This window comes from Lentzea xinjiangensis (assembly GCF_900110955.1).
In the GTDB taxonomy this organism is placed as follows: Bacteria; Actinomycetota; Actinomycetes; order Mycobacteriales; family Pseudonocardiaceae; genus Lentzea; species Lentzea xinjiangensis.
Genome location: NZ_FOFR01000006.1, coordinates 161,912 through 176,317, shown reverse-complemented (window position 1 = coordinate 176,317; position 14,406 = coordinate 161,912). Strand labels below are relative to the sequence as shown.

Genomic DNA, 14,406 nt, shown 5'->3' with positions numbered 1-14,406 from the left:
GGCGTGGAACCTGAGCTCGTCGCGGTGGTGGAGGACCTGCCGGTGATCGTCTGGCGGGGCGACTCGCGTGGCCGCGTGGTCACGTACCTCTCCGCCACGTCGGAACGCCTCGTCGGTCATCCGGCGTCGCGCTGGCGCGACGACCCCGGGTTCTGGGCCGAGATCACCCATCCCGGCGACCGCGAGGAGAGCCTGCGGCTGCGCTGGGAGTCGGACACCGACTACGAGACGGTCTACCGCGTCCACACAGCGGCGGGCGATGTCATCTGGCTCATGGAGAAGGCACGGGTGCACGGCGCGCTTCGCAGCGGCGTGCTGATCGACGTGACCGCGCGGGAGGCGGCGTCCGAACGGGAGCGGTTCCTCGACCTGCTCGACCGCGAGTCTCAGCGGCTCGACGACGCCGAGGACCTCATGGCACTCGCGACGAGGTTGCTCGGCGAGCACCTGAAGGTCGACCGGTGTGCCTACGCGCGCACGGAGGCCGACGAGAACCACTTCGTCATGAGTGGCGACCACGCCACCGGCCTGCCCCCGCTGCCCGGCCGGTTCGCGATGCGGGAGTTCGGCAACGGCGCGTTGACCGCGATGCGCGCGGGCGAGCCGTGGGTGGTGAACGACGCGTTGAACGACCTGCGGCTCGACGCCGACGACTTCGCCGCCTACCGCGTGACCGGCATCCGCGCGGTGATCTGCCTGCCGTTGCTGCGCGGCGGGAAGTTCGTGGCCGCGATGGCGGTGCACCAGGCCAGCGTCCGGTACTGGACCCAGGACGAGATCGACCTGGTCTCGGTCGTGGTGAACCGCTGCTGGGAGTCGATGCAGCGGGTGCACGCCGACCGGGCGCTGCGCGACAGCGAGCAGCGCCTGCGCCGGCTCGTCGAGCACGCGACGGACGCGATCTGGTTGCTGGACCACGAGATGCGGTTCGTCTCCGCCAACCCCGCGACCGGCCACCTGCTCGGCTACCGGCCGGAGCAGCTGCTGGGCACCCCGATCACCGACCTGCTCGTCGACGGGCTGCCCGACCTCTCCGCCTCCCAGGTCGTGACGATGCGCCACGCCGACGGCAGCGAGGTCGCGCTGGAGCTGAGCACCCAGTCCACGCCCACGGGACTGCAGGCGATCGGCAGGGACGTCACCGAACGCCGGCGCGCCGAGGCCGAACGCGAACTGCTGCTGCAGCGCGAGCACGAGATCGCCGCCGCGTTGCAGGAAAGCCTGCTGCCGCGCGACGTCCCCGCCCTGCCCCGGCTCGCCACCGCCGCCCGCTACCTGCCGGCGGCGGAGCACTCGCAGATCGGCGGCGACTGGTACGAGGTCGTGCCGCTCGGCGCGGCCAAGGTCGGCCTGACCGTGGGCGACGTCGTCGGCAAGGGCCCGGCGGCCGCCGCGGTCATGGGACAGCTGCGCAGCGCGCTGACCGGCTACCTGCTCGAGGGCCACTCCCCCGCGGAGTCGTTGCGGCGCCTGGCCACCTTCGCACTGCGGGTGAACGGCGCGGCCGGCAGCACCTGCGCCTGCCTCGTCTTCGACTGGGACGCGGGCGAGCTGTGCTGGGCCTCGGCGGGCCACCCGTCGCCGGTGGTCGTCGACGGCGCCGGGGCCAGGCCGCTCACCGAGAAGATCGGCCCGGTGCTCGGCGCCGAGACCTCGTCGGTGCCGCAGCACTCGGCACCGCTGCCGCCCGGCGCCTCCGTCGTGCTCTACACCGACGGCCTGGTGGAGCGCCGCGGCGAGGTGGTGGACGAGGGCGTGCGCAGGCTGACCGCCACCGTCGGCGCCGCCGCGCGGCTCACCCCGGCCGCGCTCGTCCAGCAGATCGTGGACACCATGCTGCCGGACGGCCAGTCCGACGACGTCGCGCTCGTCGTGGCCCGGCACCTGCCCGCCCCGCTGCACCTGCGGGTACCCGCCGCGGCGACCGAACTGTCCGCCCTCCGGCGGACCGCGACGACGTGGGCCGAGACCGTGGGCCTGTCCGAGGACTCGGTCTACGACCTGGAACTGGCTCTGGGCGAGGCCGCCGCGAACGTGGTGGACCACGCCTACCCCTCGGGCGGCGGCACGTTCGAGACGGCGCTCGAGTCCACCGGCCACGGCGTGCGCGTGACGGTGGCCGACCAGGGCCGCTGGCGCCCGGCGCCCGCCGACAAGGGCCACCGGGGCCGCGGCCTGGAGATGATCCGCGCGCTGAGCGACTCGCACGACCTCGTGGTGGGCGAGTCCGGCACCACCATCACCTTCCACGTTCCCGTGGTGCCGGGCGCACCGGTCCCGCCGCGGACGGCCCCGGCGGAGACCGTCACCGGGCTGACCGAGGAGCCGGACGACGACACGCAGGTCGTCGTGCTCGTCGGCGATCTCGACATCGCCACGGTCGAGGACGTGCGCGCACCGCTGCTGGCGCGGATCGACGTGGCGGACCAGCGGCCGGTGGAGGTCGACCTCACCGGGCTCGACTACCTCAGCAGCTCCGGGATCGCGTTGCTGCTGCAAGCTTTGTCGTGCGCGCGGGCGCGCGGGCGGACGATGTCGCTGGTGGCCGCGAGCGGGTCGGCGCCGGCGCGGATCCTGGACCTGTCGGGGCTGGAGCACACCATCCGGCGCTGAAGCCTCGCACGGTGGTGAGCAAACCGGCCAGGCGCGCACGGCATGGGTCGCGACGCTGACACAGCTCGAACCGTTGCGGCGCAACCGCACCGCACCCAGCGGCCCACTCCCACACGACACCGGCACAGGGCGCCGCAAACCGCCTACCCCGTGCAGTCCACCAGCGCGTAGACGGTCTTACCCGCGGCCCGCATCCGCACACCCCACTCCCGCGAGATGTTGTCCACCACCACGATCCCCCGGCCCCGGTTCTCCCCCAGCCGCGACCGCCCGTACACGGGTTCGACCGACGACTCGTCGTCCACCTCGATGGTCACCACGCACGGCGCGACGCCGTGCAGGATCCGCAGCCGGCCGACGCCTCCCGCGTGGTCGAGCACGTTGGTCACCAGCTCGGTCACCACGAGCTGGACGTCGTAGAGGTGGTCCTCGCCGATGTCCGTCAACGCGCTGGTGAGGTTCCTGCGCAGCGCCGACATCGTCAGGCCGGGGCGCACCGGCAGGTCCGCGACGAGGGCCGTCACGCGCGCCGCCGCAGCAGGAGGAGGGCGATGTCGTCCTGCTTGCCCTGACCCAGCTCGGCCAGCAGGCGGTCGGCCAGCTCGTCCATGTCGTCGGTGTGCGACACGGCGGCGCGCAGTTTCTCCATGCCCTCGTCCAGGTCGATGCCGCGGCGTTCGACCAGCCCGTCGGTCGCGAGCAGCACGGTGGTGCCGCGGGGCAACGGCAGTTCGGTCGCTTCCGGGCGGTCCAGGCCCACGCCGAGCAGGGGGCCCTTCACCTCGGCGTAGCGGGCGCCCCGGTCGTCGATGACCAGGGGTGGCACGTGGCCCGCGTTCGCCACGGCCATCGTGCCCGCCTCCAGGTCCACCAGCAACAGGCACATCGTGGTGAGGCCGCCGGTCGGGTGGAAGCGTTCGAGGAGGGTGTCGACCCGGCGCAGGATCTCGGCCGGCCGGTGTCCCTCGACGGCGTAGGCGCGCAGGGTGTGGCGCACCTCGGCCATGATCGTCGCGGCCTCGATCGAGTGGCCGCACACGTCGCCGATGGCGATCAGCATCCGGCCGTCCAGCTCGATCACGTCGTAGAAGTCGCCGCCGATCTCGGCGTTGCTCGACGCCGGCACGTACCTCGCCGTCATCGGCAGCTCCGGCTCGTGCGGCAGGGTGCGCGGCAGGAGGCTGCGCTGCAACGTCAGCGCGAGCGAGTGCTCCTCCGCGAAGGTGTGCAGGCCTTCGGCGGCCAGTGCGGTGGCCTGGGCGAGCTGGCGCAGCAGGTTGCGGTCGCCGTCGCTGGTCACGGACTCGGGTGCGACCGCGATGCAGATCGGCGACCTGCGCGGCTTGGTGCGCGCCAGTGCCGCCGTCACGCGGGCCCACGGCACCTCCTCGACCACCGTGACGCCGACACCGGGGTTCAGCAGTGACATCCACCGTTCGACCTCGCCGATGTCCGGGCGCGGCCGGTTCGCCTGCCGGGCGTTCGCCGTGGCGAGGCAGACGACACCGGACGGGGACACGAGGGCGGCGGTCGCGTCCGCGTCGAGCACGTCGGCCGCGCCGATCGCGGCGGCCTCGGCCAGTGCGTCGAACGTCATCGCCGCGTTGATCGCGAACGTGGCCGTGGTCAGCCGGGTGAGCCGGGCCGCGAGGTGCTCGGCGAGGGCGCGGGCGCGGTGGTAGCGCAGGGCGGCCTCGACGTTGGCCAGCAGCTCGCCGGGGTCGACCGGCTCGGTGAGGTAGGCGTCCGCGCCCCGCAGCAGGCCCGTGACCTTGTCCTCGGGCTCGATGTAGGTCGCGGAGAGCATCACGACGGGGATCGAGCTCGTGCGGGGGTCCGCCTTGATCCGCTCCGTGACGTCGTAGCCGCTCATGTCCGGCAGGTGCACGTCGAGCAGGACGAGGTCGAACGACTCGGTCTCGAGCGCGGTGAGCGCCTCCGCCGCCGTGGTCGCCTCGACCACGGTGTGGCCGCTGCGGCGCAACCAGCTCGACGCGATGAACCGGCTCGCCTCCAGGTCGTCGACCACGAGGACCCTGGCCGGTCCACCACCCATCGCCGTCGGGTTCATCCGCTGTCCGTTCTGCGTGCGGTGAGCTGCGCGTCCCGGACCGCGCGGCCCATCGATTCCGGGGAGATCCGCGCCTCGTGCAGCATCGCGGCGCCGAGGCCGTGCACGCTGCGGGCAAGGCCGCCGGGGTCGTCGCCGCAGACGATGACGACGGGCACGGCCTGGAGGTCCGGGTCGAGCCGCAGCACCGACAGCACCGCGCTGCCGCTCATCAGCGGCGCGTCCGCGCTCACCACGACCAGGTCGGGCCGGCGGGCCTTGGCCACGTTCAACGCGCCGCGGCCGTCCTCGGACTCGACGACCTCGGCCGCGATGCCGCCCAGCGCCTCGCGCAGCCGCCTCCTGCTCTTCTCGTCGCCGTCGGCGACCAGCGCGCACCGGACCGGTGCCGGCTGGGCCCGCTCGTCCTCGGCCACGGGCAGGGTCAGCACGACCTCGGTGCCGGTACCGGGCGTGCTGCTCAGCGTCAGCGTGCCGCCGAGGATCTCGGCGAGCTTGCGCGCGTAGGACAGGCCGAGACCGGTGCCGCTCGCGCCGGCCTGCAACGAGTTCGGCACCTGGTAGAACTCCTCGAACACCTTGTCCTGCTCGTCGGGCGGGATGCCGATGCCCGTGTCGGTGACGACGAACCGCACCTCGTCCGGCCCCGGTCCCAGCTCGGCGGTGAATCGGATCTCGCCGTGCTCGGTGAACTTGACGGCGTTGGACAGCACGTTGCGCAGGATCCGCACGAGCATCGTCTCGTCGGTGACGAGCGACGGCAACTCCGGGATCTCCTCGACGACCAGCCGGACGTCGCCGGAGCGCAGCAGCGGCCGCACCGCCGAGTGGAGCTGCGTCACCACGTGGTCGAGCGCGACGGGCGCCATCCGCGGCCGCAGGCTGCCCGACTCGGCCTTGGCGGTGTCGAGCAGCTCGTTCACCAGCGCGAGCAACGTCGCCGCGGACTGGTTGATCAGGTCCACGTGCCGGCGCTGGTCGTCGGTCATCGGGTCGCCACCCGGCGCGCTGAGCAGGCGGGTCAAGCCGACCACGGAGTTGATCGGCGCCCGCAGCTCGTGGCTGATGTTGGACCAGAACCGGATGCGCGCGGCCGCCGCGTCCCGCAGCTCCGCGGACTTGGCGTCCAGCTCCGCGTACAGGGCGACCACGCCCTGGTTGGTCTGCTCCAGCTCGCCGGACAGCTCCTGGTAGAGGGCGACGACCCCGCGGTTGGTCTCCTCCAGCTCCTCGTTGAGCCGTTCGAGCTCCCGGCTCTTCGCCTCCAGGTGCTCGAGCGTCTCGAGGAGCTCCTGGTTCTGGGCGCGCAGCTCGTCGAGGGCACTGGTGCCCGTGCCGCCGCGCAGCTCCCTGAGCAGCCGTTCGTCCGGCTCGACCACGTGGTGCACGGTCTTCACCAGGGTCACGCCCGTGGCGGTGATGACCAGCTCGTCCATCAACCTGCGGGCGGTGTCCCAGCCGGGGCCCTCGGCGGAGACCACCGAGGCGGGCCAGGTCAGCTCGACGAGCAGCGCTGCGGCCGGGCCCGGTCGCAGCCGGAAGACCACGCTCGCGCCCACCTCCTGGCGCACCAGCTCCCGGCCGACGTCGCTCAGCGCCGTCGCCACCCTGATCTGGTTCTGCCCGTCGAGCCCGGCGGCGGCCGCGACCTGGCGGCCGCGCTGACGGAGCAGGAACACGTCCCGCTCGTCGCCGACCACCAGGCGCAGCAGCTCGGTCGCGATCATGACGGTCTGGCCGCGAGCACGCAGGCGTCGTCGTTGCGCACACCGGCTTCCCGCAGCAACGTCGCCGCGACCAGCACCGGCGCGTCCGCGAGCGGGTCGACGACGACGTCGGGACCCCAGCGCTCGGTCAGGCCGTCGGAGTGCATCACCACGAGCGCGCGGTCGGGCAACGGGTAGTCGAAGGCCCTGATGGTGCGGGCCTGGTGGCCCGCCACACCGGGAACCGAGATCATGCCCTGCTTGTGGTCTCCCGCGAGCACCGCGGCGCCGATGTTGCCCAGGCCGCAGTACCGCACCTTCCTGGCGGCGAGGTCGATGTCGGCGACCGCCACCGCGCCGCCGCGGGTCCCGCGCAACGCGGCGTGCAGCCGTGTGACGAGCTGCTCCGGCGGCATGGGCGGGAGGTCGCGGAACAACCGGACCGCGGCGTCCGAGGCGGCCGCCGCCAGCGGTCCGTGCCCGGAGCCGTCGCACATCATCAGCGTCAGCCGGTCGGCACCGCGGCACACCGCGTACGCGTCGCCGCACATCTCCTCGCCGGTGATCGGCCTGGTGAGACCGGCCGCGCTCTCCTCGCCCCACTCGGGCACCCACTGCGGTCGTGGCGCGAACCGCGCCACGAGGGCGGTGCCCGAGCCGGGTCGTGAGGTCATCGAGCAGGAGGTGGCCAGCCGGGCCACCGCGCCCAGCCCGACGCCGAGCGTGCCGGCCGTGGACTGGCCGTCCTCCCACGCCAGCGCCACGTCGGCGATGCCGGGACCGCGGTCGATCGCGAGGACCTCCACGGCCGCGTCCTGCACGCCGCGCACCGAGCGGATCAGCACGACGCCCTGCCGGGCGTGCTTGTGCAGGTTCGTGCCGATCTCGGTGGCGGCGAGCCCGATCTCCGCCGCGCGGGTCGCGGTGAACCCGAGCCGTTCGGCGAGGGCCGTGGCGGTGCGCCGGACCCTGCCCACCTGGGCGGTCTCCTCCACCGGCAGCCAGGCCTCGTCCCGCACCAGCGGCAGGCACGCCGCCGTGGTCACCTCTTCCACTTGACCACCGTCACCACCGTGCCCCGGCCGACCTCGGTGTCGAGGTCGAACTCGTCGACCAGGCGGCGGGCGCCGCTCAGCCCGAGGCCCAGGCCGCTGCCGCTGCTCCAGCCGTCGGCGAGGGCGAGCGTCAGGTCGGGGATGCCCGGCCCCTCGTCGTGGAAGGACGCGCGCACGCCCGACCGGCGGCCGTCGCTGATCTCCTCGACGCGGGCGAAGCCCCCGCCGCCGTAGATGAGCGTGTTGCGGGCGAGCTCGCTGGCGGCCGTGACCAGCTTCGTCTGGTCCACCAGCGAGAGCTTGGTCTGCTGCGCGTAGGTGCGCACGAGCTGACGCACGCGCACCACGTCGTCGTCGCCGCTGATGCGCAGCTCCTCCGGCCCACCGGACCGGGGCGGCATCAGAAGTCCCGCTCGAGCTCGCCGGAGTGCGGGAGCACACCCCGGCGCTGCCTGCCGAGCTGCCCGAGGATCTTCATCCCGCGTTCGAGGTCGAGCGCGGTCCGCACGCCGCCCAGCGTGAGGCCCAGCTCCACCAGCGTGATCGCCACCGCCGGACGCATGCCGACGACGACGGTGTCGGCGTCGAAGAGCCGGGAGATCGACGCGATCGTCGCGAACATCCGCCCGATGAACGAGTCGACGATCTCGACCGCCGAGATGTCGATGACCACGCCGTGCGCGCCGGTCGCGCTGATCTTCTCCGCCAGGTCCTCCTGCAGCGCGAGCACGCTCTGGTCGTGCAGGTCGATCTGGATGGAGACCAGCAGCACGCCGCCGATCTTGAGAATCGGGACGCGTTCCATCAGCCGACCTCGCGCCGCACGACGTCGACGCCCTCGCGGCGCAACGCGTGCCGCAGGGCGTCGGCGAGCGAGGCCTTGGTGACGATGTCGCCGAACTCGATGCCCAGCGCCACGATCGTCTGCGCGATCTGCGGGCGGATGCCGGACACGATGCATTCCGCGCCCATCAGCCTTGCCGCGACCACGGTCTTGAGCAGGTGCTGCGCGACCTGGGTGTCGACCGCGGAGACTCCGGTGATGTCGATGATCGCGTGCTCGGACCCGGTCTCCACCAGCGACTCGAGCAGCTTCTCCATCACGACCTGGGTGCGCGCGGAGTCGAGCGTGCCCACGAGCGGCACCGCCAGCACGCCCTCCCAGATCTTCACCACCGGCGTGGTGAGCTCCAGCAGCTGTTCCGCCTGCTCGCGGATGATCTCTTCGCGCACGCGCGCGTAGGACTCGAACGTCAGCAGCCCGAGCGAGTCGAGCAGCCCGGAGAACACCAGCACCTCGCGGTGCAGCGACGGGTCGTCCTGGGTGAGCTCGAAGACCTCGCGCTTGAGGGAGAACACGCTCGACGCCGTCTCGGTCGGCGTGAAGCCAGCCCGCACCCTGGAGCGCGAGTACTCCTCCAGCAACGACCTGATCTCGGTGAACCGCGGTCCGCCGACGTCCCTGCCGTCGCTGCCGACGAGGGGCAGCAGCGCCGTGAAGAACTCCCTGAAGTCCCTTTCGAGCTCGGTCTTGGTCGACCTCCCGCGCAGCAAGCCCGCGACCGCGCTCACCCACTTGTCGATCAGGGATTCCGCGTTCGCCCTCAGCACCTCGGTCAAGCGCTGGGCGTCGCCCGCGTCTGCAGTCACTCATGCCTCCTCAGGCGGTCAACCGACTCCGCAGACACTAGCCGTGCGCATTCGGGGCACCTCAGGCGGTTGCTACGTTTAGCGAAGTTTCCCCGGAGGTAAGTCAGGCCTGCCATCGGCGAGAGAAAGGCCGTTTCTTGACCATCGGCGACGATCCTCCTGACTCCCCGCCCGAGCTGGAGCTGAACCGCGACGTGCCCGACATCGCCGAGGTGCGGCGGTGGACGCGCCGCGTCCTGTCGCACCTGCACGAGGACGACCTCATGGACGTGCAGCTCGTGGTGACGGAGCTGGTGTCGAACGTCTACGATCACGGCCTCTTCCCGGCGCGGCTGCGGCTGCACCCGCCGGACGGGCAGGCGCTCGACGGGCAAGCGCCGGCCAGGCAGGCGTCGGGCAGGGTGAAGGTGACGGTCGAGGACTCCTCGTTCACCCATCCGAAGCTCGGACCGTCTTCTCCGCACACCGCGCGCGGACGTGGCCTCGTCCTCGTCGACCAGTTGTCCGAGGAGTGGGGTGTGACGACGCATGCGGAGGGCAAGACCGTGTGGGCGGTCGTGCCCTGCACGGGCACCTGACAACCGGGTCAGCGCTACCTCGGCGATGGCTGCGCGGACCGCAGGGCGGCGAGCGCGTCCGGCAGCGCCGGATGCACGGAGAGCAGAGCGTCGACGCCGGAAACCTCCAGCGGACGCAGCACGAGCCGGGTCTCGGCGACCACGGCGAACGGAACACCGGCGGATGCCGCTTCCCGCCGGACGGCCACCAGCATGTTGATGCCGGCGGAACCGAAGAAGGTCACCCCGTCGAGGTCGATGACCAGCCCCGCGGGACTCTGCCGGACGGCGAAGAACGCCTCGTCGAGCGGTGAGTTCTCGGTGATCCGGTCGATCTCGCCGGACACCACCACGACCGCGATCCCGTCGTGGTCGACGGCACGGGCGGTCAGCACGCTGACCCCTCCGTCGGATTGTCGGCTCATAAGCCGCTCCCTCCGGCACACCGTGCGAAGCGCCGACACGAGCCGCTGCCCAACCCGGAGAACCTGTTGATGACCTCACATGGATGATCCGATGTTCTGAAGACCGTCCCCCACGTTATGCCCCCTGGCGATGAGGCACAACCGCGGTCACGCTCAGGTCAGGTCGGCGAGCCGTTCGACATCGGTGACCTTCCCCGCCACGATCAGCACGTCACCGCTGTGGACCTCGGTCTCGGCCGTGGCGTAGGTGAAGCCCTCGCCCGCGCGCTTGACGCCGACGACGGTGACCCCGTACTTGGCGCGCAGCTTGCTCCGGCCGAGCGGCTGCCCGACCGCCTCCGCCGGCGGCCGCACCTTGATCATGGCGTAGTCGTCCTCGAACTCGATGTAGTCGAGCATCCGGCCGGTGACCATGTGCGCCACCCGCTCGCCCATCTCGTGCTCGGGCAGCACGACGTGGTGGGCGCCGATCCGCTCGAGGATGCGGCGGTGCTCGTGGCTGATGGCCTTCGCCCAGATGGCCGGGATGCCGAGGTCGGCCAGGACCACCGTGGTGAGGATGCTCGCCTCGAGGTTCGTGCCGATGCCCACGACGGCGCGCTGGAACTCGTCGACGCCGAGCTGCCGCATGACCTCGGCATCGGTGCTGTCGGCGACGACGGCGTGGGTGAAGTCGTCGGCGTAGCGCTGGATCAGCTTCGGGTCCGAGTCGACGACCATGACCTCGACGTCCTGCGAGATGAGCTCCAGCGCGAGCGAGCTGCCGAACCGGCCGAGCCCGATCACGACGACGCGGGAGTCGTGCTTATCCGACAAGGGGGCGCTCCTCGGGTAGTTCGTAGCGCCGGCGGCGTTCACGCAACGCGAGCGCCGACGCGAGTGTGATCGGACCGACACGGCCGATGAACATGAGCACGACGAGGAGCAGCTGCCCCGTCATCGGCAGGTTCGGGGTGATGCCGGTGGACATGCCGACACCGCCGAACGCCGACGTGGTCTCGAAGAGCACCACGTCGAGGCTGAACGACGTGGTGGTGAGCAGCACCAGCGTCGCGGTCACCACGATCCCGACGCCGAACAGCGCGACCGTGACCGCCTGGCGCTGCACGTCCGCGCTCAGCCGCCTGCCCATGACGTGCACGCTCGGCTCGGCCCGGACCTCGGCCAGCATCACGAACGCGAGCAGCGCGAACGTGGTGACCTTGATCCCGCCGGTGGTGCCCGCGCTGCCGCCGCCGATGAACATCAGCACGTTGTTGACCAGCAGCGTCGCGGGCTGCAGCTGCGCGACGTCGACGGTGTTGAACCCGGCGGTGCTCGGCATGGTGCCGTGGAAGAGCCCCACCAGCAGCTTGTCGCCCACGCCGTGCGGACCGAGCGTGCCCGGCCGCCCCCACTCGACCAGCAGCACGGCCAGCGTGCCGAACGCCATCAGCCCCAGGTAGACGGGCACGGTGATCCTGGTGTGCAGCGACCAGCGCCTGCGGTGCCGGCGCAGGAGCTCGAACATCACCGGGAACCCCAGCCCGCCGATCACCGCCACGGCCACGATCGGCAGGCAGATCCACGGGTCCGTGGCGAACCGCACGAGGTTGTCCGGGTAGAGCGCGAGGCCGACGCTGTTGAACGCCGACACCGAGTGGAAGACGCCCTCGTACACCGCCCGGCCGGCGCCGTGGCCGTAGCCGAGCCAGAACCGCAGCGCCAGCACCGCCGCGGCGACCGCCTCGATCGTGAGGCTGATCGAGACCACGCCCGCGACGACCCGGCGGACGTGCCCCAGGTCCAGCGTGTTGGTCTCGGTCTTGACGGTGAGCTGCATGGCGAGGCCGAGCCGGTTCGAGATCAGCAGCGCCAGCACCGAGGCGACCGTCATGATCCCGAAGCCGCCGACCTGGAACAGCGCCAGCAGCACGACCTCGCCGAACAGCGACCAGTGCGATCCGGTGCCGACCACGGCGAGCCCGGCGCCGGTGATGCCGGAGACGGTGGTGAACAACGCCGTCACCAGCCCCGTCGAGCGGCCGGACTCGGCGGCGACCGGCAGCGTCAGCAGCGCCGTTCCGGCCGCGGTCGCGGCCAGGAAGGCGAGGACGACGAGACGGGCGGGATGCCGCCACCCGGTGATCACCGCGACAGCCTAGATCGACGGCCCTTCCGCCTCGGCACGGGTCGCGCAGACGGGTTCCGTTGTGCCGGTTCGCGCGATCGGGCGTGCGCCGGGTGGAGCGGATGACGGCACGTCGCGAGCCGGCACGTCACTCGGTGCGGATGTCCACGGTGACCTCGGTCAGCGGAGCGCTCGTGCACGCGAGAACCCGGCCCGCGGCCTTCTGCCGCGCGGTGAGGCAGTTCGGTTCCCGCTGCGCGACGTCGCCGGCGAGGACCTTCACCACGCACTCGCCGCAACTGCCCACCGTGCACGAGTAGGGCATCGGCAGACCGGCCGCGAGCCCGGCGTCGAGCAGCGTCTGGCCCGGCTCGACCACCGCGGCGCCGAGCGGGCGGCCGCCGTCCCGCACGAGCACCTTCTGCGGGGTGGTGGACGTGGCCGCCGCCGTCGGCCCGCTGGTGTAGCGCTCGACGTGCACGCGGTCGTCCGGGACGGCCAGCTCCGCCAATGCCCGCCGCGTGGTGTCCATGAGCGGTTGCGGGCCGCAGAGGTAGAAGCGCGCGGCCCGCGGCTGACCGGCCGCCCACTCCCGGACGCGCTGGACGTCGAGCCGCCCGTCGCGGGACGTCAGGACGTGCGTGACGGAGAGGCGGTCGGGGTGCTGCCGCGCCAGCCGGGCGAGGTCGGCGGCGAAGATGGTCTCTTCCTCGGTGCGGTTGCTGTACAGCAGGGCGATCCGGCTCTTGCCCCGCTCGGCCAGCAGGGTGCGGATGATGCTCATCATCGGCGTGACGCCGCTGCCCGCCGCGACCAGCGCCACGTCGTGGCCCGCTTCGGCGTGGTCTGCTTCGGCGTGGAACGCGCCGGACGGGCCGCGCAGCAGCAGCCGGGCGCCGGGCGCGAGGCCGCCGTGGACGTGGGTGGAGAACCGGCCGCCTTCGACGCGCTTGACCGTGAGCTCCAGCCGCGGTGAGCCCGGCACCGACGACGCCGAGTAGGGCCTGCGCACCTCGCGGCCGCCGACGTCGTCCACCAGCGTGAAGAACTGGCCGGGCCGGAACGTGAACGGCCGGGTGTCGTCGCGGGCGTCCGCCAGCACCACCGTGACGGCACTGGGCGTCTCCCGGCGCACCTCGACCACGCGCACCTCGCGCAGCGGGTCTTCGCGCCCGGCCGGGCGGGGCCGGGCGGTGGCACGTTCGACCTCGTAGCCCTCCTTGCGCAGGCCTGTGCGGTAGGCGAAGTTCATCGCCGCCCGCAACCACCTCGCCGGAACCAGCCCCGCGATCCTGAGCAGTGCGCCGGTGGTCTTCGCGGAGTTCGCGGCGAGGTGCTCGCTCCCGATCGCCACCAGGTCCGGCACCTCGGTGGCGGACGGCACCCACAGCCGCGCCTTGGTCACCGCGTCGTTCACGGTCAGCTCCGCCGCCTCCACGTCCACGAGCAGCGCGGCGTGCGGTGGGGTTCCGCGCAGTGCCAGCGGTTCCAGCAGCGCGGGGTCGACGGTGATCGCGGCACGGCCTCGGACGTGCAGCACGCCGGTGCGTCCCGGTACGAGCGCGGCGAACGACATCCGGTCGTCCTGGAGCAGGTTGTGGAGCGTGTCGGCGCGCCTGTTGCCCTTCCGGTCCGCGATCACGAGCGTGCGGCCGTCCAGGATCCGCGCCACGGCTCCCCGTTCGCCCCGCGGACTGGTGTCGCTGCCGCCTGCGGCGTCCCAGGAGGACAGCGCCAGGAACGGTGCGGCGGCGAGGAAGTCCGCGACGCCGGGTGCGGAGAGAGGACCGGCGGCCACCTCGCCGGCCGTGACCGGTTGCGCGGGCGGATGCCACAGGCCCGAGCGCAGGACGGCCTGGGCGCAGTGCACGTACACCTGCTCGACGTGGAAGGTCACCTCGGCGCCGCGGCGCGCGGAGCCGTTGACCCGCAGGGTCTCCCCGGCTCCGGGGAGGAGGAAGACCAGCGACGCCGGGCCGTCGGGCGTGCCGGGCTCGGTCAGCGCGAACGAGATCCGCGTCGGCGAGTGCACTCGCGCGAAACCCGGCGTGCCGCCCACGAACGTCGTCCTGCTCACGCCGTCGGAGTCCCGGTAGCCGAAGCCCGCGACCGGGCTGTGGCCGAGCACGGTCACGCAGCCCTCGTCGAGTGCGGCGAGCTGCTTCAACATGATCACCGATGCCGGGCGGCCGATGACGTCCTCGATCTCAGCCACCGTG

13 protein-coding genes are annotated in these 14,406 nt (G+C 72.3%); 2 read left to right on the top strand and 11 right to left on the bottom strand.

Going from position 1 to position 14,406, the window contains the following annotated elements:
- Nucleotides 1-3 precede the first annotated feature (3 nt).
- Entirely contained in the window at nt 4-2,613 is a 2,610-nt protein-coding gene (locus BMW88_RS16020) for a SpoIIE family protein phosphatase (protein ID WP_143116098.1), read from the top strand.
- A 143-nt stretch (nt 2,614-2,756) separates the two neighbouring features.
- On the opposite strand, the gene BMW88_RS40965 is transcribed toward BMW88_RS16020, so the two are convergent.
- Genes BMW88_RS40965 through BMW88_RS15990 form a run of 7 tightly spaced genes read right to left on the bottom strand, consistent with a single transcriptional unit; the run spans nt 2,757 to nt 9,095 of the window.
- On the bottom strand, nt 2,757-3,137 hold the full coding sequence (locus tag BMW88_RS40965; protein ID WP_143116097.1) for an ATP-binding protein: 381 nt from the start codon (nt 3,135-3,137) through the stop codon (nt 2,757-2,759).
- Nucleotides 3,134-4,684: a fused response regulator/phosphatase gene (locus tag BMW88_RS16015; protein WP_089951507.1), complete on the bottom strand. Its 1,551-nt coding sequence runs from the start codon at nt 4,682-4,684 to the stop codon at nt 3,134-3,136. Before BMW88_RS16015 ends, BMW88_RS40965 begins: the two co-directional genes overlap by 4 nt.
- Nucleotides 4,681-6,411 carry an ATP-binding response regulator gene (locus BMW88_RS16010; RefSeq protein ID WP_089951506.1) on the bottom strand — a complete coding sequence of 577 codons (1,731 nt, stop codon included), beginning with the start codon at nt 6,409-6,411 and terminating at the stop codon, nt 4,681-4,683. Before BMW88_RS16010 ends, BMW88_RS16015 begins: the two co-directional genes overlap by 4 nt.
- On the bottom strand, nt 6,408-7,445 hold the full coding sequence (locus BMW88_RS16005) for an ATP-binding SpoIIE family protein phosphatase (RefSeq protein ID WP_089951505.1): 1,038 nt from the start codon (nt 7,443-7,445) through the stop codon (nt 6,408-6,410). Before BMW88_RS16005 ends, BMW88_RS16010 begins: the two co-directional genes overlap by 4 nt.
- Nucleotides 7,433-7,846, bottom strand: a complete 414-nt coding sequence (locus tag BMW88_RS16000) for an ATP-binding protein (protein WP_089951504.1) — start codon at nt 7,844-7,846, stop codon at nt 7,433-7,435. The genes BMW88_RS16005 and BMW88_RS16000 overlap by 13 nt, the downstream gene beginning before the upstream one ends.
- Nucleotides 7,846-8,250, bottom strand: coding sequence for an STAS domain-containing protein (locus tag BMW88_RS15995; protein ID WP_218148080.1), 405 nt, complete (start codon nt 8,248-8,250; stop codon nt 7,846-7,848). Before BMW88_RS15995 ends, BMW88_RS16000 begins: the two co-directional genes overlap by 1 nt.
- Nucleotides 8,250-9,095: an STAS domain-containing protein gene (locus tag BMW88_RS15990; RefSeq protein ID WP_089951503.1), complete on the bottom strand. Its 846-nt coding sequence runs from the start codon at nt 9,093-9,095 to the stop codon at nt 8,250-8,252. Before BMW88_RS15990 ends, BMW88_RS15995 begins: the two co-directional genes overlap by 1 nt.
- 137 nt (nt 9,096-9,232) lie before the next feature.
- On the opposite strand from BMW88_RS15990, the gene BMW88_RS15985 reads away from it, so the two are divergent.
- Complete coding sequence (locus BMW88_RS15985; protein WP_089951502.1) at nt 9,233-9,673, top strand: ATP-binding protein; 441 nt, start codon at nt 9,233-9,235, stop codon at nt 9,671-9,673.
- Between the two features lie 14 nt (nt 9,674-9,687).
- Here the strand turns inward: BMW88_RS15985 and BMW88_RS15980 are convergent, their stop codons facing one another.
- From BMW88_RS15980 to BMW88_RS15965, 4 genes are all read right to left on the bottom strand, one after another.
- On the bottom strand, nt 9,688-10,077 hold the full coding sequence (locus BMW88_RS15980) for an STAS domain-containing protein (RefSeq protein WP_089951501.1): 390 nt from the start codon (nt 10,075-10,077) through the stop codon (nt 9,688-9,690).
- A 153-nt stretch (nt 10,078-10,230) separates the two neighbouring features.
- The gene (locus BMW88_RS15975) at nt 10,231-10,893 is read right to left on the bottom strand and encodes a potassium channel family protein (protein ID WP_089951500.1); all 663 of its coding nucleotides are present in this window, start codon (nt 10,891-10,893) and stop codon (nt 10,231-10,233) included.
- Nucleotides 10,883-12,208, bottom strand: a complete 1,326-nt coding sequence (locus tag BMW88_RS15970) for a TrkH family potassium uptake protein (protein ID WP_089951499.1) — start codon at nt 12,206-12,208, stop codon at nt 10,883-10,885. Before BMW88_RS15970 ends, BMW88_RS15975 begins: the two co-directional genes overlap by 11 nt.
- Before the next feature lie 127 nt (nt 12,209-12,335).
- On the bottom strand, nt 12,336-14,402 hold the full coding sequence (locus BMW88_RS15965; protein WP_245777814.1) for a 2Fe-2S iron-sulfur cluster-binding protein: 2,067 nt from the start codon (nt 14,400-14,402) through the stop codon (nt 12,336-12,338).
- Between the last annotated feature and the right edge of the window lie 4 nt (nt 14,403-14,406).

Coding starts and splice junctions, on each gene's coding strand:
- BMW88_RS15980 (WP_089951501.1), bottom strand. CDS start 10,077: ATGAGCCGACAATCCGACGGAGGGGTCAGCGTGCTGACCGCCCGTGCC.
- BMW88_RS16000 (WP_089951504.1), bottom strand. CDS start 7,846: ATGCCGCCCCGGTCCGGTGGGCCGGAGGAGCTGCGCATCAGCGGCGAC.
- BMW88_RS16010 (WP_089951506.1), bottom strand. CDS start 6,411: ATGATCGCGACCGAGCTGCTGCGCCTGGTGGTCGGCGACGAGCGGGAC.
- BMW88_RS16015 (WP_089951507.1), bottom strand. CDS start 4,684: ATGAACCCGACGGCGATGGGTGGTGGACCGGCCAGGGTCCTCGTGGTC.
- BMW88_RS15995 (WP_218148080.1), bottom strand. CDS start 8,250: ATGGAACGCGTCCCGATTCTCAAGATCGGCGGCGTGCTGCTGGTCTCC.